We start from the raw sequence: 24,697 nt of genomic DNA on the forward strand, positions 1-24,697 counted from the left end.
GTTTGAAAACTCAGCACTACTTTTTTCTATTGTGGATTATTTTGGTCTAATAATTCGAGGGCTCTTTCAATAGTTTCTGCCTGTGAGAGATCTAAACGACGCGAAAGATTCAGTAATAATTTGCGGGTTTCTTGCGATGTGTTCACATGGATCGATTGTTCACGTTCTTTTTCTTTTGCCATAAAGTGTGCCTCCTAAAATTTAAAAACAGAGCAGAACATACTCAGGAAAGGTGAGTACCAATAAACTTTCACGTTATAATTTTTTTGAACATTGTAGTGAGAAAGTGGATAGATTCGGCTTTCCGTTACGTGTAGCTTGCGTAAGAAAAAAGAGAGAATTTTTCTTAGGCACTTATAAGGTAACCTAAAATATTTATGCTTAATTACTATTCCTTAGTTGGTGTTTTACACCATTTTAGTCATGAACTCAAGGGTCCTCCATTTTTTTTAAGTACTAATTGTGCTACCATTCAGTTTGAAAACTATTTTAGATAACTAATAGATCATAATAACTTGGCAGTTTCACTTAAGGAAGGAAGTATAGTATATGATCAACATTGCGTCAACAACTGATAGTGACTTTGCCGATAATTTACTAACGTTTTATGTTTCGATCTTGGAACATAATCTGGATGAACCGTTTCATTTCTATATTATCGATGATAAGTTAAGTAAGGCAGATCGTAAATATTTGAGCCAGCTCAAGGATATTTATGGAAACTGCAAAGAGATTACATTTTTAGAGGGAGATTTTAACTACTACAAGCAAGCTAATACCGATTCACCTGACTCTGCGATCAAAGAGAATACTTATTATCGCTTGGAACTTCCGGAGTTAGTCGATTGTGATCGTATCTTGTATTTGGACAGTGACATGATTTGTAAAGGAAGTATTGTAGATCTTTGGAATGAGGCTCTTGATGGAAATGTGATCGGTGCTGTAGAAGATCAAGGTTACGTTGACAGGTTAGAGGAGATGAATGTTCCTCATACAAAGAATGTTTATTTTAATGGCGGGTTGTTATTATTTGATACCAAAAAGTGGCGGCAAGAAAACATTACTGCAAAGGTCCGCCAATATATTGCCGACCATCCAGATAATTTGATATACCAAGACCAGGACGCATTAAACGCTGTCTTGGTTGGAAAGTGGAAAATTTTACATCCGAAATATAATGTTCAGTCTAAATTGGCTCGCCATGATTTTGTCAATCCAGATCCTGAAGCAGAAAAACTGGCTGTTGAGGCTCGACGAGATCCATTATTGATTCATTTTTCCGGTTGGAGCAAGCCCTGGGTTCATGTTGGCAAATGGGTCCATCCGTGGCGGGACGAATTTTACCGCTATAAGTTGATCTCTACACAACGTCTGCGTGAACACGCAGAAACTTTGCAAAATGAAAATAAATAATTCACGCAAAAGTCTGTCACTTTAAACTAGGAAAAATATTTTAAAGTGACAGATTTTCTGTGTGAAAATGCTGTCATTTGAAAATAAATAGGGTATCATTGGGATGAAAGCAGAACTTTGCTAAAGAGGAGGCAGTTTTTAATGAAATATAAGTTAGCTGATTTTAGCCAAATGATCGATCACACTAATTTATATGCAGATGTTTCTTTTGGTGATATGGTCAAGTTATGTAACGAGGCTCAACAATATCATTTTAAGATGGTCGCGATCAATCAGACACAGACCGCGTCTTGTGCTAAATTATTGAAGGGCAGCGAGGTCCATACTGGGGCGGCGATCAGTTTTCCATTAGGACAGACAACTTTACGTGCTAAAACGTTTGAAGTGCATGATGCAATCGAAAAGGGAGCCGATGAGATCGACTATGTCGTTAATCTGACAGCCGTTAAAAATGGCGATTTTGATTATGTAAAAAATGAAATGCAAACGATCGTCCAGTTATGTCATGACCAGGGTGTTTTGTGTAAGGTGATTTTTGAAAATTGTTATCTGACTAAAGATGAGATCAAGAAATTAGCTTTGATCGCTAAAGATGTCAAACCAGACTTTATCAAGACTTCCACTGGTTTTGGCTCAGGCGGTGCAAAAATCGTAGATGTCAAACTGATGAAGGAAACGGTCGGCGATGGCGTTAAAGTTAAAGCCGCTGGCGGCATTCGAAATACTGATGACTTTTTGGCCATGATCGAAGCGGGTGCTGATCGAATCGGTACGAGCTCTGGAGTCAAAATTATTAATGCTTTAAGCAAACGTTTTGCACAAGACCACATTAATTCTCTTGAATTAAGAGCCGATGGAAAAGAAACACCTAAAGTTGATGTCGGGACTCCTGATAATCATGAGACGGAAAGCGAGTACGATCTGTGGTCAGATCTTTACGAATGAAACTTTAATAAATGTTTGAATCGCACTGTGGGCTTGACTTGCAGTGCTATTTTTATTACTAACTAAAGGTTGAAAGTTAAAGAATACTTGTGCTGCTTGTTGTATCACGGGTTTTTGTTAATAAAATAGACACAATTTACTCTGCGTCCTATAATTGAGTCGTCAAAAACTAATAAAGGAGAGTAATTTATGTCCACTTCCAGTATACAACAATCAACTCAAAATAAAACCACTTTAATGGCACGTTTTCACAAATTCTTGCAGGTGATCGATTTCGCCCAGGTATTACGTCAGTCCAATGCCTATCGTGTCCGTGGGATCAAACTGACCAAACTTGTCAGCTGGATCTTACTGACTTTGTTCCAACGTTTGACCTTGAACCGATCCGCAACTCCGACTGCTTTTTCGAAGAAAACGGTCCGCAACTTTTTAAATGACCGCCATATCAACTGGCAGCGGCTGGTCAGCTTGGCCGGACGGAACCAGATCGCGGAACTCAGTCCTTTTATCGACTTACGCCGAAAAGCGGCCTTGATCATTGATGACACTTTATTCAAACGAGCTCATTCAAAAAAGACTGAACTATTGGCGAATGTTTATGATCATGCTGCACCGCAAGGACAGCCGCGCTATGTCAAGGGTTTTCGCGGCTTGACGATCGGTTGGAGTGACGGCAATACTTTCCTGCCCCTGAATTTCGCTTTGATGTCATCAGACAAAGCTAAGAATCGGATCGGCCGTGAACCACAAACAACTGATCAGCGGACCTTAGCGGCCCAACGTTATGCTCAGGCTAAACGGCACATGAATGAAGTCGCCGTTGAATTAGTAGCTCAAGTTCTAAAAACCGGGGTCAAGGCCAGCTATGTCCTCTTTGACAGTTGGTACGCCTATCCCAAAGCTTTCAAGCAATTTCAAGAATTAGGTCTCGCTGCTGTTGGTCGGTTAAAAAACACTTCAAAAACTTATTTTAAATATCGCGGGCGCCGTTACAGTGTTCCAATGCTGTTTCAACGCTTTAAAGGTTCAAAATATCGGATCCATGATAACTATCTCTACAGTACGGTCGTTGAGACCGATAACGAGGACCACCTGCGCTTAAAAATAGTCTTTATCCAAAATCGCACGGACAAGGGACACTACATTGCTTTGGCAACTTCTAAACTTAGTCTGACACCGGAAGCGGTCATTCAATTATATGCCCGGAGATGGCAGATCGAGTGTGGTTTCAAGACTTTAAAACAATACCTGCAGTATGACCAGACCCAAACGCAAAGTTATGATGGCTTGTGCGGCCATGTGGCGCTGACATTTTTAGCTTACGATCTGTTGGCTATGATCCAGCGACAGGAGAACGATCCGAAAACCTTAGGCGGCATTTTCTATGCGGCCAATCAGTTTCTCGCGGACATCCCACTTTTACAAGCTGTAAAACAGTTGCTTTTTGCTTTAGCAGAACATTGTGAAAAAACCGCTGATTTTTTTATCACGGGATTATGCAGTCGATTTATCAATTCTTTACCCAATGATCTGCAAGAAATCTTTCACAGCAACGAACTGGTCAGTTGACTAATTAAAGACATTTATAGCTTGAGCTGACAGGCAAAGGCACTAAAAATTAACTTTCAACCTTTAGTTACTAATAAATACATTTTAGACAACTATTTCCTTGATTGATTTTGTTTGAAATCGTTTGCTTTTGATTATAGTCTGAAAGTTGTAAGGTTCATAAAGAAAGGGGAGTTATGGTAATGAAAAAAGGTAGTTGGGTCAAGGCAGCTGTTGCTAGTGCAGCGCTTTGCTTAGGTGTGATCGGAGCTGGTCAGGTCTCTGGGTGTAACAGTGTTTCGGCCGATGATGTTGAGAATGGTCAGGTCAATAAGTTTGATAATTACAAGGGACATCAGGTTTACGAGTATACGATCCAAAACAAGAATGGACTCAAGGTCTCAGTTTTGAGTCAGGGCGGTACTTTGCACGGGATCTACGTTCCTAAAGGGCCAAAAGATAAGCGCAATACGTGTGGTGCTAGTTTGTAACATTTAGAAATTTAACAAAAAAGTCCAACCCAGTTAGACTCATAAGTGACAAAACTTAAAAGGAGTAATAACTGTGTTGAACCACCTCAAGTTTAAGCAAAATCGTCACGAATTACAAGTTAGTTTCCATTACTTTTACCAGTTATGTTCATTGCTTTATCAGCGTTATTGTCCGCGTAGCGTCATTGAGCGGCGCAACGTTGAACATACTAAAATTACTGATATTAAACTTTTAGCTTTACTGTGCTTACAAGTCACACTGGGAATTCAATCGCAACGCCGCTTCTATTATCTGATGGCAGCGTTTATGCCGCGGCAAATGGTGGTATCACGTTCACGTTTCAACCGCCGCGCGCAACAATTACTGGCAGTAGTCAATGCCATTCGCTCAGGTATCACTAAGGATTATGCTCATTCGGGCGACCTAGCGATTATCGACAGTTTACCCAACCCACTATGTGCCAAAGTTCGTAATTTCAGAGTTAGAATTTTTGCTGGGAAGGCCAACATTGGCTATAATGCCACCAAGAAAATGCCATTTTATGGGTTTAAAACCCACATGGTCGTCACGGCTAATGGCTATATTCTGAATTATGTGATCACGGCAGCCTCAGTTCATGATGCTAAGGTAGCGCCTGGGCTAATTAGCGGTTGTCCTTGTCCCAATATTTTGGCCGATGTTGGTTATGTTGGGAAAAAACTCAAGACCAGTTTTAGAGCCCTAGGCTATAACTTATGGACGCCTTATCGTTCTAATATGAAAGGTGCTAAACAGCATAATAAACGTCAACTCAAGGCGTTACGGCGGACAATAGAGTCACGCTTTTCAATTTTAGCCCAGCAATTTGGGATTGAAACCAATCTCACCCGTAGTCTATTTGGTTTTCAATTAAAGATTGAATTGACGATATTGGTATACAATTTAGGCTTTTTTGATTTTATGACGAACTAGCACCACGCGTGCAAAAATATTAACTTTACGCGTGGTGCTAGTTCGTAACATTCAACTATTTAGTACAAAATTTTACAAAAAAAGCCCAACAAGGTTAGACTCTTAAGTGACTTAAACAAAGGAGACCTGATCTTATTGGACCACTTAAAGTTTAAACAAAAACGACATAATTTACAAGTCAATTTAGCTCAACTTAAAGTTCTTTGTGCTGAGCTTTATCAAAAATACTGCCCGCGCTATATTTCGCAACGCCGTAACACCACTAATTCTCGTGTTTCTGATGTGCAGATCTTAGCCTTACTGTGTTTACAGGTCATTACACAGATGCACTCCCAGCGTAAATTCTTTGCCTGGGCACAGACCTTCATCCCACATCAATTGAACATTGAGCGCTCCCGTTTTAACCGACGAGCACAACGTCTTCTCCCAGTGGTCATGGCCATGCGGCAGGGGTTGACTCGCGACTATGCGCAAACAGGACAGTTTGCGATCATTGATAGTTTGCCTAACCCTTTATGCCAAAAAGTTAGAAATAAGCGGGCCAAGGTTTTCCGCGGCATAGCTGACCTAGGCTACAATGCGACCAAAGACATGTATTTTTACGGGTTTAAGACTCATTTTGAGACCTCGCTCAGCGGTTATATCTTAAATTACACTGTCACCGAGGCCTCTAAACATGACACCCAAGCGGCGTCAACTTTGATCGCAGGCTGTCCGTGTCCCTTTGTTTTAGCGGATGTCGGTTATGTGGGACAGCCCTTACAAGAAGATTTTGGCGAGCTAGGTTATGAGCTCTGGACACCTTACCGTTCAAACATGAAAGGAGCCAAACAGCACAATGTTCCGGCTTTGAAAGATCTCCGGCGCACGATCGAATCCCGTTTCTCGATCCTAGTTGAAGATTATGGGATCGAAAAAAACCTCACGCGGTCAGTGGTAGGCTTTTGGTTAAAAATCGAATTGACCGTCTTTATTTATAATTTAGGCTTTTTTGATTTTACAGAAAATAGAATTATTACGAACTAGCACCACGCGTAAGCGCAATATTATTATGTCTTTTAAACACACTAAGCAATATTACGATAAGAACGGCAAATCATTATATGTCGGGCAACAGTTTGGGCCGATTGGCAATCGGATCCGTAATGGTAAATTCAAGATCGATGGTAAGACATATTCAGTTCCAACCAATGAAAAAGGGAATACCTTACATGGTGGTCCTAATGGATATAACTCAGTTCGTTGGAAGGGCGAGGCAGGCGCATATAAAGGCAACCCGGCAATTACTTTACATCACACATTTAAGTCCAAATATACAGGTTTCCCAGGCAACGTTAAAGCTACTACCAGGTATGTGGTCACAGACGATAATAAAGTCCAAGTTTTAATGAGTGCACAAACTGATAAGGATACTATTTTCGATCCAACGATCCATGCTTACTTTAATTTAGGTCAGGAAAAAACTATCAATAACTAGGTCTTAACGCTCAACGCACCGCAACGTTTGGATCTGAACAAAGAAAAGATCCCAACTGGTAAATTTATCAATAACATTGGCAAGTATGACTTCTCCAAGCAACAACCGTTAAAGGATCACTTAGATAAAATGAAGAAGACTAAAGAAGGCGGCTTTGATACTATGTTTAGTGTTGAACCTGACGAGAATGGTCAAATCGCCAAGTTATCGGATCCAAAGACGAACCGTTCGGTCACTTTCCAGTCAGAACGCAATGGTTTAGTTGTCTTTAGCGGTCAATCATTTAATAAGAAAATCTCATTTGAATCAGGCAAGGGACATAAGTACGGTGCTATTGCCCTTGAACCGCAAATGCTGCCAGATACAGCTAACCACCCAAGTTTTGGCGATGTTTCGTTGAAAGCTGGTAAAACAACGACTAAGACGATCACTTACCAAATTGATTATTAAAAAATGAAATGTGGAGGTCATATCGAGCTCCACATTTTATTTTTGTCTATAACTCGATTATTTACAGTGATAACTGGATAGCAGTAGGAAAAGGACGGTTTTGATTTTGCGATTTTAAACGAGTGGATGAACGAATGGCACGCATTTGCAACCAAATTGGCTAAAGGCCAGTCAAAGTATTAGCCAATCACAGTCTCGCTATACAGAAATGTTCTATATTAATTTTGTGCGGGTAAGTGAGTGGATAAATAGCACATATTTTCATTAACGATCGGTTATCATTCTATGCATGACTTGGTCAATTTTTTGCAGCAAATAGTTTATAGCATGAGTTGGAGCAAAGAAAAGATTATTTTACATTCAGAACACTTGTTCGTATAATGGGTGTGAGGTGAAAAGTATGGTATATAAAAAGCAGTTAAAATATAATCCAGATGATTTTAATGAAGCAGAACTACAGCATTTCTTTGACTATGAGTATCAGGACAGAGGAATGTTGAAGTGGCAAGGATTCTTTTTGTCAGACCATACTAGTGCTTTGAACAAGGAGAAAGAAGAACGGCGACCAATACGTTGTTCTAAACAAAGCGAAGTTGAAATTTCCAGACACTTGATGCAGGCATGGCAAAGTAAGCAAAAAGTCATATTGCAGCTGAAAGAAGTTGATGGTGATCAGGTCCCACGGGAGTTAAGTGGTGTTATTGCTGGGTATCGTGACAATGAGATAGTGGTTCAAAAGACAGATTCAAAAAGAAATGTCATGGTATTATTGGATTCGGTGCGTAATATCCGGAACGAAAATTGAGGTAGATCAATTTCTTTAAAGAAATAAAACTTGTTGTTATTGGTTGGCAAATTGCAAACTAATATTACAATGTTATTGTTTTATTGATGGTGGTTGCAGTATGCAAGAGAACGCTACTAAGAATGAGCTTACATATTAAATTGGTGTATGTAAATAAATATACCAATTTCAAAAGCAGTTTCTATTTCTTTTAGTATATTGTTTAGCAAGAGCTTGTTTTATGAGAAAAGAGGAATTTCTATGTCAGGAAATAATAGCTCTGAACCAAACTTTGTTGAGAAACATTTACTGCCTTTAGCAGTTAAATTAAGCCGTTTTCGGCCATTGATCGCTATTCGTGACGGGATAGCGATCGCCATGCCACTGATTATTATTGGTTCGGTTTTTATGATAGTAGGAAGTTTTCCAATTAAATCGTGGACCGCCTGGTTAGCCGCTATATCGCTAAAGGGAGTGACCCTGGCAGATATTTTTACCAAAATAACTAATGGGTCTTTTGGTATCATGGGTCTTATAGGCTGTTTTGGGATCGCTTCAAGTTATGCGGAGCAATTTAAAACGGATGGAAAGTCTGCGGGTGTGATTGCGATCGCCTCGTACTTTATCGTGACCCCTAGCATTATGAGTGGAGATAAAGTTCCATTGGAAGGTATGCCTTATGGATACTTAGGCAGCAGTGGATTGTTTATCGCTATCATCATTGGCTTGATAACAGGTGAAATTTTCCAGTGGTTCATTAACCGTGACATACGTATTAAAATGCCTGATACTGTTCCGCCTGCCGTTTCAGATAGTTTTAGTGCGTTGATCCCTGGTGCGGTCATTATTGGATCATTCGGTATAGTATATGCTTTGTTTGCGTGGACTGGTTGGGGTAACGTACACGATATTATGATGAAATTATTGTCTAAACCACTTGGCTTATTAGGTGATACATTGATTGGCACAATTATCGCTGTTGCTTTGAACAGTCTCTTTTGGTTTGTTGGGATCCATGGTGCAAATGTAGTTAATAATATAATTCAACCAATTTGGCTAATGAACACAGGCGCTAATAAGTAGTTAGCAGCAGTTGGTAATCTTGACTTAGCTCATCATGGTCATATTATTACTCAGCCTTTTATGGATAATTTTGTTTTCATGGGTGGTGGGGGTGCCACTTTAGGACTGGTCTTATCGATGGGAATCTTAGTAATAATGCATCGTTCCAGCAAACAAATTAAAACTTTGACTCCGCTGACGCTGACACCAGGATTGTTCAATATCAATGAACCAGCGATGTTGGGTTTACCAGTTGTGTTAAACATGAATATTGTGATCCCATTTGTACTCGTACCGATCCTCAACGCGATCACGACCTATGCTGCCATGAGTCTTGAATGGGTGCCCTTATGTACAGGAGCCATTATTCCTTGGACAATGCCGCCGGTTATTTCTGGATTTCTAGCAACAATCAGCTTGAATGGTTCCATCTTGCAGATCATCAACATTATTTTAGATGTTTTAGTATACTTTCCATTTGTCTTGACGCTGAATAGGCAGTATGTTCTAGAAGAGCAGGGACAATTGAACGAAGAAAATGAGTAGTAGAAAGGAAGAAAATAATGGTCAAAAGATTGCTTAGTGCAAATTCCAGTGAAGTCCTAGCAATGACTGGCTCAGAACTTAAACAAAGTATTAAGGCCAGCGAAGGGCGCGTGATCGTTAGCGAGAACGTGGTAGTCCATGAGGCCTTTGATGGTTTAACTACTTCTGAATTGGCAGCGGCATTTGGTGCCGATTTGATCTTGTTGAATGCTTTCGACGTTTTTGATCCAATCGTTTTGGGGCTTTATCCTGGAGAAAATACTTTGGAGCAGGCAAAAGTGCGACATGATGGGCAGGTTATTCATCGTTTGCGGAATTTGGTTGGCAGACCGCTGGGCGTCAATTTAGAACCGGTCGATCCGCAAGCAGCAATGGCTGAGGAACGATTAGAGATTTCAGTAGGTCGGCAAGCTAGTGCAGCAACCTTGAGAGAAGCTGAAAAATTAGGCTTTAATTTTATTGTTTTGACTGGTAATCCTGGTACTGGGGTCACAAACAAGCAAATTGCGGCAAATATTCAAATTGCCAAAAACAATTTTAATAGTTTGGTGATTGCTGGAAAGATGCACGGAGCAGGCGTTGAAGAAGCAGTAGTTAGTGTTGGCTCAGTTCAAGATTTCCTTCAAGCTGGTGCCGATGTGATCTTAGTACCGGCAGTTGGAACGGTGCCGGGCTTTAACGACAAGCAACTGACACAGATCGTTGAACTTGCTCACCAAGCAGGAGCGTTGGTAATGAGTACGATCGGTACTAGTCAGGAGGGTTCTGGTCCAAGTTACATCGAAAATATTGCTATTAGAAATAAAATTTGTGGAGTGGACATGCAACACATTGGTGATGCTGCGTGGGGCATTCAATCCCCATTTGAAAATATCTATCCTTTAAGTAAGGCGCTCCGAGGCGAACGGCATACGATTCAAAGAATGGCACGTTCTATCAATAGATAGTTTTGTTGAACAAATTTCAAATAAATGGCAGGTCAAAAGTGGCCTGTTATTTTTTACTCTTAAAAAATCAATATTAGCTTTTTTTGCGTATCTATTTATAAGGACTAAAAAAGTCTAAAAAATATTGATAAATGGGGTAAAAGCTATGAGAAAATTCGTGACAATAACAACCGTGTTTTTATTAAGCAGTAGTTTGTTAGCGGCATGCGGCTCGGAACAAAAGGAAAGTTCGTCAAACAGCAGTCCCAAAACACAGCAAGTTTCAGGTCACAAAACAACCGCTCAGGAAAAGGGGACTGATAAAAAAGCCCAAAGCAAACACAAAAAAAGTTCTGCAAATAGCAAACAACTTGAAATCAACTATGACGATTATCAGTTGAAGGATCAAAAAGATTACACAGCTGATTTTACGGATGAGAGTTGGGTCGATACTAAAGTCGTTATCGACAAGGTCGAGATCGATCAAGTTGCCGCACAAGAATATGATTCTGCTAACGATGGCACGTTTGATGTTAATGGTTTTGTGCGCTTGCACATGTCAGTGACGCCAACTCGCGACATCAACTTCTACCCGACACAGGGGACAGCAATCTATAATGATGGTCAACAACAAGAAGCAACAGGTAATGAAAGTTGGGATGGAGAGATCGCCAAAGATGCAACAAAAGACGGTTGGATCTCTTTTCCAGTCAAAGAGTTAAATAATGTGACAGACCTGACCAGTATTAGATTAAAATTCACTGCTGATTATGATACTGATAATTATGAAGATGATGCTGCCTATCAAGATTATGACTTGACGTTAGATTTAAAATAACAAAAAGGTAAAATTGTTTTCCCTAAAGAGCAATGATTTATGTCGGAAAAATTTGCACAAGGAGTAACTATCCTTTTCTTTCTTGAACTTTGGAACTTTTGGAATACCGGGATTGGAAAATTATGTGCTACAAAAAAATGGGCTGCAGAAATCAAAAATTGATTTCCACAACCCGTTTTCTATAGCAAGGTCAGTTTTTGTCCTGACCTCGCCTTCATTTAAAATAAATTCTGTTATTCTTTAAATTCTTTCATTGAATCTTCGTAAATATGAATGGCATCTTTTTCTGTTACAGGTACGTAGGCGTTGGTTGCAAGTTTTCCGCTGGCAACCGCTGATCGAGCCATTTCAGCAAATTTACTATTATCTGTGATACCTACATCTGGTAAAGTCATTTCTGAGTTGAGCGATTTGAGCCAGTCATGTGTCCGGCGGATCGAGTTCTCAGCTAATTCCATATCGTCATAGCCGTATTGATCCCATACTGCTCTGGCAAAACGAGCAAATAACGGTTTGGTATTGGCATTTAAAGCAAATTGCATCCAACGCGGCGTTAAAATAGCTAAGCCGATCCCGTGCGTGATGTCATAATGAGCTGATAATTCATGTTCAAGCGGATGAACTGTCCAGCTATTGACCGTTCCAGTGCCAACGATCCCATTCAAGGCCATCGTGGCAGCCCACATCAGATTGGCACGAGCATCATAGTTTTCTGGTTCCTTGACCGCAATCGGTGCCCAGTAGATCACCGTCCGCATTAAGCCTTCGATCATACTTTTAGAAACATCGTTACTGGCGTTATTGTCAAAGTATTGTTCACATAAATGACTGAAAATGTCACTAGCACCAGCAGCCGTTTGTCGGGCAGGAACCGTGTAAGTCAAAGTCGGGTCTAAGAATGAAACTGCAGGTGAATTTGGACCGCCAGTACCTTTCTTTTGCGGGATCTCCGGGTTAGAAATGACAGAACCAAAGTTCATTTCTGATCCCGTTGCTGACAGAGTTAAAATATCAACTAATGGTAATTGGTTAATTTCAAAACGTTTGGCTGGGTCAATGACTAGCTCCCAAGGATCACCGTCATAGTATGCTGCAGAACCGATCACCTTAGCTGCATCGATCACTGAACCGCCGCCAACAGCCAAAATAACATCGATCTGGTTGTCCTTAGCGAGTTTTTGACCTTGGCGGATCGAGTCTATCTTAGGATTAGGTTCGATCCCAGCCAACTCTGTAATGTTAAGGTCTTTGATCAAATCTAAAACACGTTCGTACAGTCCACTATTCTTGATCGAATGTCCACCATACACTAAAAGAACATTTTTACCATAATGACTGAGCACATCATGCAACTCAGCATCGATATGGTCATTGCCGAAACGAATATCGGTGGTATTTTTAAAAGTAAAATCTAACACGTAAATTTCCTCCCTTAATTGATTGAGATGCTATTTAACGCTTACTAAAATACATTACAATTATAGGCAAGCTTGTATCTTTATTTCAAGACTTTTGCTATATTGCCGGTAAATTTAATTATTTGTCGTTGTTTCATACGTTCAGTTATTGTAATATCAAGATGAATAAAGAAATTAAGGGGAAGGTTAAATGAAGGCTTTTATTTTTGATATGGATGGAGTACTGGTCGATAGTGAAAGATATTTTTATCGGCTAAAACTGGAGTTTTTGAAAAAAATGGGGGAAAAGCCCGCAGTTTCCAGCATTACTGATATTGTCGGACTTTCTGCTGATAATGGGTGGAAAAAACTGGTGCCTGTTGATAGTAAACGTGCCCAGTTACGCCCGTTATTTGAAAAGTATCGTGATCAGCATATGATCGACTATCCTAAGTACTTGAATGCCGAAGTACCGGAATTTCTGTCTGATATTAAAAATGATGGTCAAACGATTGCCTTGGCTTCTGCCGGCTATATCTCGGGAATTGAAAGGATGATCAGAGAATGTAATTTTGGTCAGTATTTTAGCTCAGTTTTAAGCGGAGAACATGTTACGAATAACAAGCCAGCGCCGGATATTTATTTATCAAGCGTGCAAAAATTAGGTTTAAAGCCGACAGAATGTGTGGCAGTTGAGGATAGTCCAGTTGGGATCCAAGCGGCAAAAGGCGCAGGTTTAGAAACATGGGCTATTAAGTATCCTTACTACCAGTTAGACCAGCATCAGGCTGACCATGTTTTTGCAGGGTTTGGTCAAATGCGAAAATATTACCAAGAACAGTACGCCAAAAGTAAAATATGATAAGAATTAACTGCTACTGTGCTGGACTTTAAACAATTTTGTTCGTCTTTCCCGTAAAGTTGTCTTGACTTATCAGTAGATTCAGTTAGAATATCTTTATTAGAAGAAAAGTGTTGAACGAATGAGTAGGTCGTGTGGGAGTTCAGAAAGACGGCGTTTGCTGCGAGCCGTTCTCCTAGCTGCTGAAGATGGTTCGGGAGTTTCTCATAGTCGAGCACAAGTAAGACTATGGTGGTCGGTCCATTATCCCGCCAGTTTATACTGGGTGAGAAAACAGGCGCGAGTCTGTTTTGAAGCAGAGTGGTAACACGGTCGCACGTCTCTGTGAGCTGCATAAGGGGATTCAATTTGTCAAGTAGGCAGGTTGGATCCTTTTCATTTCTTACGGAATTAGCATACGTTAAAGTACTTGTTAAACATTTTTCTACTATAAATGTATCAGCCCTTAACAGTTTTCCGACAGTCAAAACGCTAACTAGGCTATTTATTAACTGCGAGTCAGTATTGACTGCTAGGATGGACTTGGATCGTTTCTATTTTACAGAAAGAAGGAATTGTACATGGCAGGTAAAAAAGGAGCTAAAGGACTTTCAGTGCAAGCAGTGGTTGCAACAGGGATCGGGATCGCGATCGTTTTTGTCTTAAAACGTTTCTTCCTATCCCGACAGGTGTTCCTAATACTACGATCGATTTAGGGGAGGCTTTTTTGGCTTTCCTAGGCGCAATTTTTGGGCCGGCAGTTGGTGGATTGACTGCATTTTTTGCACATCTTTTTACTGACTTGACTTGGGGAGATCCTTGGTGGTCATGGATCATTGCCGATGCCTTATTTGGAATTGTGATCGGCTATTCGCGCAATTTCTTAAAGGTCAAACAAGAACCGTTGACGACCGCTAAATTGGTCAAATTTAACGTGCTACAGGTGGCAGCTAACATCGTGTGCTGGGGAGTGATCGCTCCTTTAGGCGACATTTGGATCTATTCGCAGCCAGCTGGGAAGGTATTTTTGCAAGGGATCGTTGCTACTTTGACCAACTCGATTGCTATTGGCGTAGTAGCTACATTATTACTGATCGCATACGGCAAAACACAAACACAGAACAAAAAATTAACGAAGTAATAACTTATGGCGATAACACCGATGATTTCATTAGAAAATGTTACTTTTCAATATCAAAATCAGACAGAACCGACATTAAAAAATATTAACTTGGCGCTTCAAGCCGGCGAAAAGGCCCTTATCACTGGACCTTCGGGGTCGGGAAAATCAACCTTGGGTAACTTGTTAAACGGTGTGCTCCCAGAAGAATTTCCAGGTGAGCTGTCGGGAAAGATCATGATCGATGGTAAAAATCTGGCTGAACTTGATCTGACAGCTCTGTCATTTGAAGTTGGTACTGTTTTACAAGATCCTGATGCACAATTTGTTGCCCTCACTGTCCCAGAAGATGTTGCTTTTGCGCTTGAAAATGACGCACGTCCTGCTGCAGAACTGCACCAGCGTGTCGCGCAGTGGGCCGAGATCTTACAGATGCCTGAGCTGTTAAAGCAAAAACCACAGGAATTATCTGGTGGGCAAAAACAACGTGTTGCCTTAGCGGGTGTTTTGATCGATGATGAACCGATTTTATTATTAGACGAACCTTTAGCTAACTTGGATCCTGCTGCAGGAAAAGTCTCGATGGAATTGTTGGATCGTTTAGAAAAAGAGCGCGGTTTGACTGTGATCGTGATCGATCATCGAATCGAAGAAGCGCTCCAAGTATCCTTTGATCGTATTGTAGTTTTAAAAGATGGTCAGATCATTGCAAATGACCAGCCGACTGCTATTTTGCAAAGTGATGTGCTGCTAGCGAACGGCTTAAGAGAGTCGCTTTATGTGACAGCCCTCAAAGATGCTGGTGTGGACGTTAGTGCACTTGTTTCTTTGGATGATTTGGTAGTAGTTGAACTTGACCAAACTGCACAAAAAAAATTAGTTGCTTGGCAGTAACAGTTACCAAAAAAGCCAGTCAAAGTTCAACCTAAACCACTTTTAACGGGGGCGGGGATAACTTTTGGGTACCCAGATAAAAAGCTGATTTTTGAAAATTTTGACTTTTCGATCAACGAGGGAGAAATGGTTGCTTTGGTAGGACAAAATGGGACTGGTAAAACGATATTGATCAATTTGATCAATGGTTTTTTAACCCCCAGTCTGGGCAGTTAAAACTAGGTGGCCGGCTATTAGATCTCTTGTCTGTCAAAGAACGGGCCGAAAAAATCGGTTATGTTCTGCAAGATCCGAATCAGATGATCTCCAAAACGATGGTTTTTGAGGAAGTAGCCTTAGGATTACAGTTACGGGGGATCTCAGAAGATGAGCAAGTCCAATGTGTCGAAAAAATATTGCACGTTACCGGCTTGTATCCTTTTCGTAACTGGCCAATTTCTGCTTTAAGCTTTGGTCAAAAAAAGAGGGTCTCAATTGCATCTGTACTGGTACTTGAGCCACAGATCTTGATCTTAGATGAACCAACTGCGGGACAAGACTTGGCGCATTATGCGAAAATGATGGATTTCTTACGAGACATGAACCGTTCATTAGCAGTCACGGTTTTAATGGTCACTCATGACATGAATTTGATGATGAGCTATGCTGACAGAACGCTGGTCTTGGATGAGGGACAATTATTGGCCAACGCAGCTCCGGCAGAAGTTCTGACAGATCCTGCATTGATCTCACGGGCTCACTTGTCGAAACTAAGTTTACAAGAATTGGCAAAGAAGGCTGGTATCAATGATGCCATCACTTTTGCCGAAAAATTTAGCGCGTATGAAAGGGGAAGATATGATGCAAGCAGATCCTGAGATCAAAGAAGACTCACAAGCAAAACTCCTCTGGATCAAGCGTTTGTCGGGGACGACCAAGATTGTGATTTTGTTGGGACTTTCAGCAATCGGGATGGTCAGTTATGATACAGGCTATTTGATTTTGCTGACGATTTTTGCTTTGTTTTTCTTTTACGCAGCGCAGTTAAAATGGCGTAAGATCAGGAGCTTAGTGTATGCCATCATTGGCTTTACCTTGCTTAACTTGGTTTTGGTTTATCTTTTTAGTCCGCGCTATGGTACAGAAATTTATGGTACCAGCCATGTGCTGTTGGGGCGCGGTTTTTTTGCTCTAACACTGGAGGAACTTTTCTACTTATTTAATATGACTTTAAAATATATTTTTATCGTGCCGTTGATCTTAGCTTTTTTATTCACTACCGATCCCTCTGAATTGGCCGCAGGTATGAATCGACTTAAGATCCCATATAAGATCTGTTATGCTGTCGAGTTGTCTTTACGTTATATTCCAGACTTTACCCGGGAATTTAAGCAGATCAGCTTGGCTCAGCAAGCACGTGGACTTGAAATTTCTCAGAAGGCAAACGTTTGGCACAGGATCAAGGGCAGTACTCAGATCTTGATCCCACTTGTTTTCTCATCTCTTGACCGGATCGAAGTAACGACACGGGCAATGCGTTTGCGGCGTTTTGGTACGCAGAAAAAACGTTCTTGGTATATGTCTCGTCCACTGACTAAACTTGATCATGCCTTGATCATTACGACGATCATTTTGATCATTATAGGTATTTTGTTGTTTCAAGTGAATGGTGGCAGGTTTTACAACCCATTCACCTCATGAGCATTCAGTAACTTTCATTCGCAAAAACTCCTTTCATAGAAGATATGTCATAATAACGAGCATATCTTGCTAGTAGAGGAGTTTTTTTAGTAAAAATTACCTGTGATCGTAAGAATTTAAATTGATTTCCGGTCTAAGTTGAGTCTTATTTCTTAGCAAAAAAGGTGTAGTCAAGAAGCTTTTAGGCGAAATTTTACGAAAAAATGGCTTTTTTGATTTTTTTCTGTAATAATTGCTTGACATGTATTGAAATTTTGTCATAAACGAAATAAAGTGTTTAAGCTTGATATTAAAAGGCTTTGATCTATGGACGCGACAAATGCTGAAAGAAATATTACTAAATATTGCAAAAAAATGGAAGTTTTTCAAAATGACGTAGATTAGTAATTTTTTTGGTATTTTATTGTTACATTGGTTAGCTATACTAGGTGATGTTGATTGTTACAGAACTCGATGAGTCTTCTAGAAACTTGTCGCCAAATAAAACGTAATTATAGGAGTGTACAACAGATCATGAATAGAAATATCAAAAATACTTTACTTTCAGTTACAGCTGCTGCAGGTTTGTTTGTTGCAGGATCAGTTGCTGCTAACGCCGATACAGTTACCGTAAAAGCAGGTGACACAGTTTCAGATATTGCTGCTAAGAATCACACAACAATTGCAGCAATCGAAAAAGCTAATAAATTAGCTGATGTTAACTTTATTCTTCCTGGACAAAAGCTTGACATTAATGGTGACGGTAATGTTAAAGTTATCGAACAGCCGCAACAAGCGCAGGCACCTGTTCAACAAACCCAACAGACTGTTCCAGCTCAAGTGTCTGCTCCAAAACAACAGGATCAGGTTCAGCCAAAAGCGCAAACAACAGCCCCTGTCCAAGGGACTGCGGCACAGCCACAACAACAAAAAACAGTAGCCCAAAGCAATAATAATTCTGGCTCATTATTATCCGGTTCCGAAGCAGCTGCACGTCAATTTATTATACTTAAAGAATCCGGCGGCAACTACAGTGCAAAAAACGGTATCTATATCGGTGCATACCAACTTTCTGCAGATAAATTGGGCGGTGACTATTCAAAAGCTAACCAAGATCGCGTAGCTAACGAATACGTTCAAGCTCGCTACGGTTCATGGGTCAATGCTCAGAAGTACTGGAACCAACATCATTCATACTAAAAAAGATAAGTAAACATAACATGACTTCCTTTTGGGGGTCATGTTTTTTTTATTACTTGCAAAAAAAGTGCAGCACAATTTCTTTGTTGAATAGTTTAAATGTTTTAAAGCTTAATTTTATGAATTTTCCATTGTATAATTGACATAGAGTATTTTAGCTCAAAAGTATAGATTTTTTCTGGGGGTGTCAGCGCTGGCTAATGCACAGTTGAAACAACAAATTATCGAAGCTAGTCAGGAAATTGGCATTGATAAGATCGGCTTCACAACGGCGAATAATTTTGAACATTTGCGTTCCAGTTTAGTCGCACAAAAAGCTGCGGGGCATACTTCGGGGTTTGAACATCAAAATCTAGATGAGCGGTTAGAGCCGGGCCTGATTTTCAATAAGCCGCGTTCGATCATTGCGATCGCTTTAGCTTACCCGACAAAAATGAAAAAAAGGCCACCACGGACTAAGTATAAAAGAGGACATTTTGCCCGAGCTTCTTGGGGGGATGATTATCATGCAGTCTTACGTAAAAAGATGGCTGCACTGATTGAAAAGATCAAAGAACTGTCCCAAAACGCAGTTGATTTTAAACCAATGGTCGATACCGGAGAGTTGATCGATGTTGCGGTGGCTCAGCGGGCTGGGTTGGGGTTTATCGGCAAGAATGGTTTGCTAATCACTGAAGAATTCGGGTCGTTTGTTTATTTGGGCGAGATCATTACGGATCTTGAATTTGAGCCTGACCGCCCGCTAAAGTCACAGTGCGGTGACTGTACACGCTGTATCGATTACTGTCCGCCAAATGCCTTGTTGGGTGATGGTCGATTAAACGCACAGAAGTGTTTATCTTATCAGACACAAACTAAGGGAATGATGCCGGAAAATTACCGGCCAATGATCCATAATGTGATCTATGGTTGTGACATCTGTCAATTAGTATGTCCCTTTAATCGTGGAAAGGATCAACATTTTCATTCAGACATGGAACCAGATCCAGAAAAAGTCTCACCTGAATTGGTGCCTTTACTGACGATATCAAACCGTGATTTCAAAGAAACCTTTGGACAGATGGCTGGTTCATGGCGGGGGAAGAAACCTTTGCAGCGCAATGCTTTGATTGCCTTAGCAAATCTGGGAGACCGGAGTGCTTTGCCACAGATATTAGCGGTCATCGATAATGATCCGCGACCAGTGATCCGTGCGACGGGAGCTTATGCAGTCGGACGTTTGGTCAGGGAATATAATCCTGAGATCATAGACTTTTTGGAAGATAAATATACCCAGGAAATGTCTGAAGGTGCGACGGAAGAGTATTTACTTGAATATCGTACTGCAATTCAGAAAATTTCAGATTTAAAATAAAAACAAGGGGTTGGGACCTGTGAAAAAGAAATTGGTTTTTTTAGCGATGATTTTTACTGCAATATTTTTAGTTAGTTGTGCAAACACGACACAAAAAAATAACTCTGATAATGTGATCAGAGTTTCTTATCAGATCAAGAAAGAAAATAAATCGTTAAGTAAAAAGACAGTTACTGTGAAAAAAGGTGCAAGTGTCTTGACGGGTTTGAAAAAGGCTTGGCCAGTCAAGACCGAAAATAAAATGGTCACAAAAATCGATGGACATGCACAAAATCCCGATTTGGATCAATACTGGCTTTATGATATAAATGGCAAGGAATCTAAAAAGGGTGTTGACCAGCAAAAGTTAAATGATCAAGATAAAGTAGTATTTATACTTAAAGATATTTCAAAATAAGTTTAATTAGAAACGACCGCCACGGCTGCACAAGTGGAGGTCGTTTCTTTCGGTTCATTTTAATTGAAGTATTGCTAGATATCGCTTTTAATAAAGGTAAGTTTGACAGTAAAGAAGGGATGTGCATGAGTGTGATCACGATCGAAGGACCGATTGCCGCAGGTAAAACTAGTTTAACTGAATTACTGAGCGACCGTTTGCAAAGTCAGCCTTTTTATGAACCGGTCTCGGATAACCCAGTGTTACCACTGTTTTATGAGGGCAACAAGGCCGTTGCGGCGGGCAAATGGCAAACCAATCCCTACGCATTTTTATTGCAAATATTCTTTTTAAATCGGCGTTTTAAAATGATCAAACAAGCTTTTAAGGATGACAAAAACGTTCTTGATCGCTCGATTTATACTGATGAGCTTTTTTGTAAAATGAACTATGAGCGGGGCAATATGACGAAGATCGAATGGGAGACCTATCGTGATCTTCTAGCTAATATGCTGGAAGAATTACCCAATGCAGCGCATAAGAAGGCTCCCGACTTAATGGTTATGATAAATATCTCTTATCCCAATCTGATCAAACGGATCAAGCTTAGAGGCAGAGAATATGAGCTCCCAGAACAAGATACGAGCTTAGAGGATTATTATCATGATTTGCTAAAGCGTTACGAGGCTTTTGTTGATACGTATGCTGAGTCGCCGATGCTGATACTTGATGGTGATCGTTATGATTTCGTGAATTCAACAGCAGATAGAAAAGAAATTTTGCGTCAGATCTATACCAAAATGTATCATTTGAACCGCTTGAATAAGGATGAATGGCAATACTTGGTAAAAGAAGAAACATACTAGAGAAGTTTTTTCGTTTGAAATCAAGCTTACTTTTTGTTAGAATTATTAAGAATAAAATAATTAGGAGCAACATTTTTACTACGTAGATACACCACAGAAAAAGGAGGAGTTATCAATGGCAGTTAACGTAAAAAAAGCAATTGGTGCGGGGATCGCGGCTGGTCTGATCTCAGGGTTAGTTAAAATGGGATGGGAAAATGTTTTCCCTCCACGAACTGAAGAACGCGATGCTCAAAATCCACCGTACAAGACAATGAAGTTTTTAGGGATCCCTGACAAGCTGATCCACAAGAATTATACTTATTCAGGTCATCAGATCGAATGGCCAGGTTTTATCATTCATTATGGTTTCTCCGTTTCTTGGGCAGTTTTGTATGAACTTATGCGTCACAAATACCCAGCAATCACCAAAGATCATGGCACATGGTATGGAATTGGTGTTTGGGCAGCTTTCCATCTGGGCGTAATGCCGGCCTTAAATGTGGTCCCATCAGCTAAAGACCAACCCAAAGATGAACATTTGTCAGAATTAGTTGGTCATATGGTCTGGATGTGGACAAATGATCTCGTAGGCAGCAAGGTCTACGATGAGTTGAAAGACAAAGATTAATTTATTTAAAGAAACAATCGTTGGAAGATCCGGGTCGTCGACTAACCCGGGTCTTTTTCGATAAAACCAAAGGCGGCTCTGAACTTAAGGGACAAAAGCCAGCTGCTTTATTTAAAGGAAGGTGTCGCAATATGAACAATAAGAACTATGAGACTGGTTGGGTCGAGCGCATTAGTTACGGTTTAAGTGACGCGGCCGACAACTTGATTTTCCAAATGATGAGTTCTTATTTACTGTTTTTCTATACTGACGTTTACGGCTTACGTGCCCGTGATGTTGGGATCTTATTTGCAATTGCTCGTTTTATGGATGTTATTGAAAGTGTTATTTTGGGGTTGATGATCGATCGGACGCATTCTAAATATGGAAAGAGTCGGCCGTTTTTTCTTTGGTATGCGGTACCATATGTTGCCGTGGCGATCTTGACTTTTGTGACACCTGATTTTTCAGGTAGTGGAAAATTAGTGTGGGCTTACGTTACATACCTGGGCTTAGGTTTCCTATATACTGCGGTCAACTTGCCGGTAACTTCGATTTTACCAACGATGACTAAAAATGACCGTGAAATTACAATTTTAGGCGTCATCCGTCAGTTCTTCGGTAGTTTGGTACAAGTTGTTGTTGCTACATTTACTATCCCCTTGGTTAAATTGATCGGTCAAGGCAACCAACAGAAGGGTTTTTTAGGAACGGTGATCATTTTTGGGATCATTTCGCTAGTCCTGATCTTAAATACCTTTGTTCAAGTACGTGAACGTCATACGAATGAAGATATGATCCATCAGCCCTTAAGCAAGGTCTGGGACATGTTGCGACATAATAAACCTTGGATCATTTTGTCGATCGTTGTCTTTTTGTACTGGTTGTCAACGGCAATCAAGAATCAAACAACTATTTATTATTTCAAATATGTCTATAACAATGATAACTTAGTTTCGTGGGCCAATAGTTTTATGTTAGCCTCGATCATTGGGGTGTTATTGATCTTACGTTTTACTCAAGTTAGAAGTAAAAAATCTACGATGTCTCACGGGATCTTGATCGAACTTTTAGGCCAGGCCATTATTGGTGTTGGTGCTTATACTAAAATTTTAGCGATCACATTTGCGGGGATCTTTGTAAATTCGATCGGTAACGGGATCGTAATTGGGCTAGTCTCGATCATGATCGCCGATACGATTTCTTACGGAACTACGATGGGGATCCAAGCTGAAGGTTTATTGGCATCGACTAGTGACTGGGGTGTTAACTTAGGCTTAGGGATTGGCGGTTTAATAACTGCGATGATGTTTGATGCGTCAGGATATGTGGCCAATCAAGTACAAAATGCCGCTACGATCCGGATGATCGATTTGAATTTCGTTTGGATCCCGCTGGTGATTTATGTGGTGATGTATTTGATATTAAGAAAATATGATGAAAGTGTTATGCAAGTGCAAGCACAGGAGTAAAACAGAAAAGTCTGGGAGATCAAAGAGTTTCCAGGCTTTTTGTTTAAAATTTTTTCTGGATGTTTCAATTGGAACAGTTAACTGAACAGAAGTATTAAAAAGCAGTGCCTAGCTGATGAGTTTCAACTAGAAGTAAAAGTGGGGAAACAACTTCCAGCAGACATAGATGTGAGAAGTCCAGATGCTGAGCTATCCATATGTGCGAAAGGCATGGTTTAGATAAACACTCTGCTTTTTATTTTTTCGAATATCGGTAATAATTAAGATATGTCAGTATTAAATACTTTAAAGGATGTAAAGGAGCGGTGATATGTGTACTAGTATTTTGCAAGTTGCTCAAAGTGGTGTCCATATGTTTTCCAGGACGATGGACTGGCATGAACTAGAATCAGGGCCAGTTTTTGCCCCGCGTGACTATGAATGGATCGAAGATTTTGATGGGCGGACGGTGAAAAACAAATATGCGATCATCGGTGTCGGTCGAAATAAGGAAAACGCTATTGATATGAGCGATGGTGTGAATGAGTGGGGGTTGAGTGTGCAAAAACTAACCTTTAGACACGGCACTTACTTGTATGATGATCCCCAAAATAACGCAAAACAGTTGGCACCATATGAAGTCCCGTTTTATATGATGGGGCGGTATAAATCAGTCGCAGATATTATCGATCATTTGGACGAGATCAGACTAATGAGCGGCAAAAATTCGGCCGTCCAATATGGATATCCGGAACTACACTATGCTGCAACTGATCCCACTGGCAGGATCGTGATCATTGAACCAACTGTTCAACCGATGAACGTGATCGAAAATCCGATCGGAGTGGTGACAAATGCCTTTAACTTTGCTCATCAAATTGAACAGTTGAAAGATTATATTGCTTTAAAATCAGATCTGCAAAAAGATGGTCCATCAGTGGTTGAGCCGCATATTAGTACTGGCAGTTTTGCGGGTAAAAAAATACCTTCATCGGCCTATACGCCAACGGGCAGATTTATTCGTGCAGCTTATTACAAAGAAAGAACAAACCAACCTGCAAACGAACAAGAAGCAGTGATCAGCAGCTGGCATTTATTAAACAGTGTGACTGTTCCTAAAATGAAAAAGTATCAACAAACTTATTCAGTTTATCGCTCAGCAACTTGCCTTGAAACTCGGAGTTATTATTTTGAACCATATAACCGCTTGGGAATTACAAAATATCGGTTGACTGATGAAATGTTAAATTGGAAACAGCCTCATTTTTATAATATTGATGACAAATTAAATTTGACTGAGGCTATAAAGTGAACAGGGCAGAAGTAAGCGGAAAGTCTTGGTTCACGGAACCCGACTAAAAAACAAGGTAAAGTGAATCGTTTAAGACTCGAGCATTATCGGACATATGCATTAAATCGCGTTTTTTTGCGATGTAATACATATGTTGGATCGATTTGCAAAACTCGAAAATAAAAAAGCAGTAAATCAATTAAAAACTTCAGGTTTCGTTGCGACAT

The 24,697-nt window shown here is 40.3% G+C and carries 22 protein-coding genes and 3 pseudogenes; 23 read left to right on the plus strand and 2 right to left on the minus strand.

Annotated features, from left to right (window positions below; translation table 11 throughout):
* Positions 1-26 precede the first annotated feature (26 nt).
* Positions 27-182 (minus strand): hypothetical protein, encoded by a 156-nt coding sequence (locus BQ5903_RS03110; protein ID WP_154022008.1) that lies wholly within the window; start codon positions 180-182, stop codon positions 27-29.
* Positions 183-549: 367 nt separating this feature from the next.
* On the opposite strand from BQ5903_RS03110, the gene BQ5903_RS03115 reads away from it, so the two are divergent.
* The 11 genes and pseudogenes from BQ5903_RS03115 to BQ5903_RS03170 all read left to right on the plus strand — a co-directional run bounded on the left by BQ5903_RS03115 (position 550) and on the right by BQ5903_RS03170 (position 11,432).
* Positions 550-1,413, plus strand: coding sequence for a glycosyltransferase family 8 protein (locus BQ5903_RS03115; protein ID WP_010499133.1), 864 nt, complete (start codon positions 550-552; stop codon positions 1,411-1,413).
* 141 nt (positions 1,414-1,554) lie between these two features.
* A complete protein-coding gene (gene deoC, locus BQ5903_RS03120; RefSeq protein ID WP_010499134.1) occupies positions 1,555-2,358 on the plus strand; it encodes a deoxyribose-phosphate aldolase in 804 nt (267 codons plus the stop codon).
* 189 nt (positions 2,359-2,547) lie between these two features.
* Positions 2,548-3,927, plus strand: a complete 1,380-nt coding sequence (locus tag BQ5903_RS03125; protein WP_010499958.1) for an IS4 family transposase — start codon at positions 2,548-2,550, stop codon at positions 3,925-3,927.
* A 182-nt stretch (positions 3,928-4,109) separates the two neighbouring features.
* On the plus strand, positions 4,110-4,397 hold the full coding sequence (locus BQ5903_RS03130; RefSeq protein WP_079578814.1) for a hypothetical protein: 288 nt from the start codon (positions 4,110-4,112) through the stop codon (positions 4,395-4,397).
* Between the two features lie 73 nt (positions 4,398-4,470).
* Positions 4,471-5,349, plus strand: a complete 879-nt coding sequence (locus BQ5903_RS03135) for an IS982 family transposase (RefSeq protein WP_079578816.1) — start codon at positions 4,471-4,473, stop codon at positions 5,347-5,349.
* Between the two features lie 129 nt (positions 5,350-5,478).
* Positions 5,479-6,375, plus strand: a complete 897-nt coding sequence (locus tag BQ5903_RS03140) for an IS982 family transposase (protein ID WP_079578818.1) — start codon at positions 5,479-5,481, stop codon at positions 6,373-6,375.
* Positions 6,341-7,276, plus strand: a pseudogene (locus tag BQ5903_RS12210) (aldose epimerase family protein). Before BQ5903_RS03140 ends, BQ5903_RS12210 begins: the two are co-directional and overlap by 35 nt.
* A 400-nt stretch (positions 7,277-7,676) precedes the next feature.
* Positions 7,677-8,081, plus strand: coding sequence for a hypothetical protein (locus BQ5903_RS03155; protein ID WP_010499146.1), 405 nt, complete (start codon positions 7,677-7,679; stop codon positions 8,079-8,081).
* A gap of 240 nt (positions 8,082-8,321) precedes the next feature.
* Positions 8,322-9,668: pseudogene (locus BQ5903_RS03160) on the plus strand (PTS sugar transporter subunit IIC).
* A 17-nt stretch (positions 9,669-9,685) separates the two neighbouring features.
* On the plus strand, positions 9,686-10,615 hold the full coding sequence (locus tag BQ5903_RS03165) for a DUF7916 family protein (protein ID WP_079578822.1): 930 nt from the start codon (positions 9,686-9,688) through the stop codon (positions 10,613-10,615).
* Positions 10,616-10,772: 157 nt separating this feature from the next.
* Positions 10,773-11,432, plus strand: a complete 660-nt coding sequence (locus BQ5903_RS03170) for a DUF4352 domain-containing protein (protein WP_231920912.1) — start codon at positions 10,773-10,775, stop codon at positions 11,430-11,432.
* A 233-nt stretch (positions 11,433-11,665) separates the two neighbouring features.
* Here BQ5903_RS03170 and BQ5903_RS03175 read toward each other — a convergent pair whose 3' ends face one another.
* Entirely contained in the window at positions 11,666-12,850 is a 1,185-nt protein-coding gene (locus BQ5903_RS03175) for an iron-containing alcohol dehydrogenase (protein WP_079578824.1), read from the minus strand.
* Positions 12,851-13,040: 190 nt separating this feature from the next.
* Here BQ5903_RS03175 and BQ5903_RS03180 point away from each other — a divergent pair, with 190 nt between their 5' ends.
* From BQ5903_RS03180 to BQ5903_RS03230, 12 genes and pseudogenes are all read left to right on the plus strand, one after another.
* Positions 13,041-13,691: an HAD family hydrolase gene (locus BQ5903_RS03180; RefSeq protein ID WP_010499160.1), complete on the plus strand. Its 651-nt coding sequence runs from the start codon at positions 13,041-13,043 to the stop codon at positions 13,689-13,691.
* 560 nt (positions 13,692-14,251) lie between these two features.
* A complete protein-coding gene (locus tag BQ5903_RS12435; RefSeq protein WP_269148732.1) occupies positions 14,252-14,386 on the plus strand; it encodes a hypothetical protein in 135 nt (44 codons plus the stop codon).
* Positions 14,377-14,811 (plus strand): ECF-type riboflavin transporter substrate-binding protein, encoded by a 435-nt coding sequence (locus BQ5903_RS03185; RefSeq protein WP_231920933.1) that lies wholly within the window; start codon positions 14,377-14,379, stop codon positions 14,809-14,811. Before BQ5903_RS12435 ends, BQ5903_RS03185 begins: the two co-directional genes overlap by 10 nt.
* Before the next feature lie 6 nt (positions 14,812-14,817).
* A pseudogene (locus tag BQ5903_RS03190) lies at positions 14,818-16,541 on the plus strand (ABC transporter ATP-binding protein).
* On the plus strand, positions 16,525-17,364 hold the full coding sequence (locus tag BQ5903_RS03195) for an energy-coupling factor transporter transmembrane component T family protein (RefSeq protein WP_154022053.1): 840 nt from the start codon (positions 16,525-16,527) through the stop codon (positions 17,362-17,364). Before BQ5903_RS03190 ends, BQ5903_RS03195 begins: the two are co-directional and overlap by 17 nt.
* A 513-nt stretch (positions 17,365-17,877) precedes the next feature.
* The gene (apf, locus tag BQ5903_RS03200) at positions 17,878-18,543 is read left to right on the plus strand and encodes an aggregation-promoting factor (RefSeq protein WP_079578826.1); all 666 of its coding nucleotides are present in this window, start codon (positions 17,878-17,880) and stop codon (positions 18,541-18,543) included.
* A 208-nt stretch (positions 18,544-18,751) separates the two neighbouring features.
* Positions 18,752-19,897 carry a tRNA epoxyqueuosine(34) reductase QueG gene (queG, locus tag BQ5903_RS03205; protein WP_172823857.1) on the plus strand — a complete coding sequence of 382 codons (1,146 nt, stop codon included), beginning with the start codon at positions 18,752-18,754 and terminating at the stop codon, positions 19,895-19,897.
* Positions 19,898-19,916: 19 nt separating this feature from the next.
* Positions 19,917-20,294 (plus strand): DUF4430 domain-containing protein, encoded by a 378-nt coding sequence (locus BQ5903_RS03210; RefSeq protein WP_056972074.1) that lies wholly within the window; start codon positions 19,917-19,919, stop codon positions 20,292-20,294.
* Positions 20,295-20,425: 131 nt separating this feature from the next.
* Positions 20,426-21,139: a deoxynucleoside kinase gene (locus BQ5903_RS03215; protein ID WP_079579647.1), complete on the plus strand. Its 714-nt coding sequence runs from the start codon at positions 20,426-20,428 to the stop codon at positions 21,137-21,139.
* Between the two features lie 115 nt (positions 21,140-21,254).
* Positions 21,255-21,749, plus strand: coding sequence for a DUF1440 domain-containing protein (locus BQ5903_RS03220; RefSeq protein WP_010499188.1), 495 nt, complete (start codon positions 21,255-21,257; stop codon positions 21,747-21,749).
* Positions 21,750-21,880: 131 nt separating this feature from the next.
* On the plus strand, positions 21,881-23,200 hold the full coding sequence (locus BQ5903_RS03225) for a glycoside-pentoside-hexuronide (GPH):cation symporter (RefSeq protein WP_079579648.1): 1,320 nt from the start codon (positions 21,881-21,883) through the stop codon (positions 23,198-23,200).
* A 310-nt stretch (positions 23,201-23,510) separates the two neighbouring features.
* Positions 23,511-24,491, plus strand: coding sequence for a linear amide C-N hydrolase (locus BQ5903_RS03230; RefSeq protein ID WP_079578828.1), 981 nt, complete (start codon positions 23,511-23,513; stop codon positions 24,489-24,491).
* Positions 24,492-24,697: the final 206 nt, after the last annotated feature.

The organism is Ligilactobacillus acidipiscis (assembly GCF_900116935.1).
GTDB classification, from domain to species: domain Bacteria; phylum Bacillota; class Bacilli; order Lactobacillales; family Lactobacillaceae; genus Ligilactobacillus; species Ligilactobacillus acidipiscis.

Bases quoted from the DNA above. Each gene is read 5' to 3' on its own strand.
- BQ5903_RS03110 (WP_154022008.1), bottom strand. From the start codon at position 182: ATGGCAAAAGAAAAAGAACGTGAACAATCGATCCATGTGAACACATCG.
- BQ5903_RS03115 (WP_010499133.1), top strand. From the start codon at position 550: ATGATCAACATTGCGTCAACAACTGATAGTGACTTTGCCGATAATTTA.
- deoC (WP_010499134.1), top strand. From the start codon at position 1,555: ATGAAATATAAGTTAGCTGATTTTAGCCAAATGATCGATCACACTAAT.
- BQ5903_RS03125 (WP_010499958.1), top strand. From the start codon at position 2,548: ATGTCCACTTCCAGTATACAACAATCAACTCAAAATAAAACCACTTTA.
- BQ5903_RS03130 (WP_079578814.1), top strand. From the start codon at position 4,110: ATGAAAAAAGGTAGTTGGGTCAAGGCAGCTGTTGCTAGTGCAGCGCTT.
- BQ5903_RS03155 (WP_010499146.1), top strand. From the start codon at position 7,677: ATGGTATATAAAAAGCAGTTAAAATATAATCCAGATGATTTTAATGAA.
- BQ5903_RS03165 (WP_079578822.1), top strand. From the start codon at position 9,686: ATGGTCAAAAGATTGCTTAGTGCAAATTCCAGTGAAGTCCTAGCAATG.
- BQ5903_RS03180 (WP_010499160.1), top strand. From the start codon at position 13,041: ATGAAGGCTTTTATTTTTGATATGGATGGAGTACTGGTCGATAGTGAA.
- BQ5903_RS12435 (WP_269148732.1), top strand. From the start codon at position 14,252: ATGGCAGGTAAAAAAGGAGCTAAAGGACTTTCAGTGCAAGCAGTGGTT.
- BQ5903_RS03195 (WP_154022053.1), top strand. From the start codon at position 16,525: ATGCAAGCAGATCCTGAGATCAAAGAAGACTCACAAGCAAAACTCCTC.
- apf (WP_079578826.1), top strand. From the start codon at position 17,878: ATGAATAGAAATATCAAAAATACTTTACTTTCAGTTACAGCTGCTGCA.
- BQ5903_RS03220 (WP_010499188.1), top strand. From the start codon at position 21,255: ATGGCAGTTAACGTAAAAAAAGCAATTGGTGCGGGGATCGCGGCTGGT.
- BQ5903_RS03225 (WP_079579648.1), top strand. From the start codon at position 21,881: ATGAACAATAAGAACTATGAGACTGGTTGGGTCGAGCGCATTAGTTAC.
- BQ5903_RS03230 (WP_079578828.1), top strand. From the start codon at position 23,511: ATGTGTACTAGTATTTTGCAAGTTGCTCAAAGTGGTGTCCATATGTTT.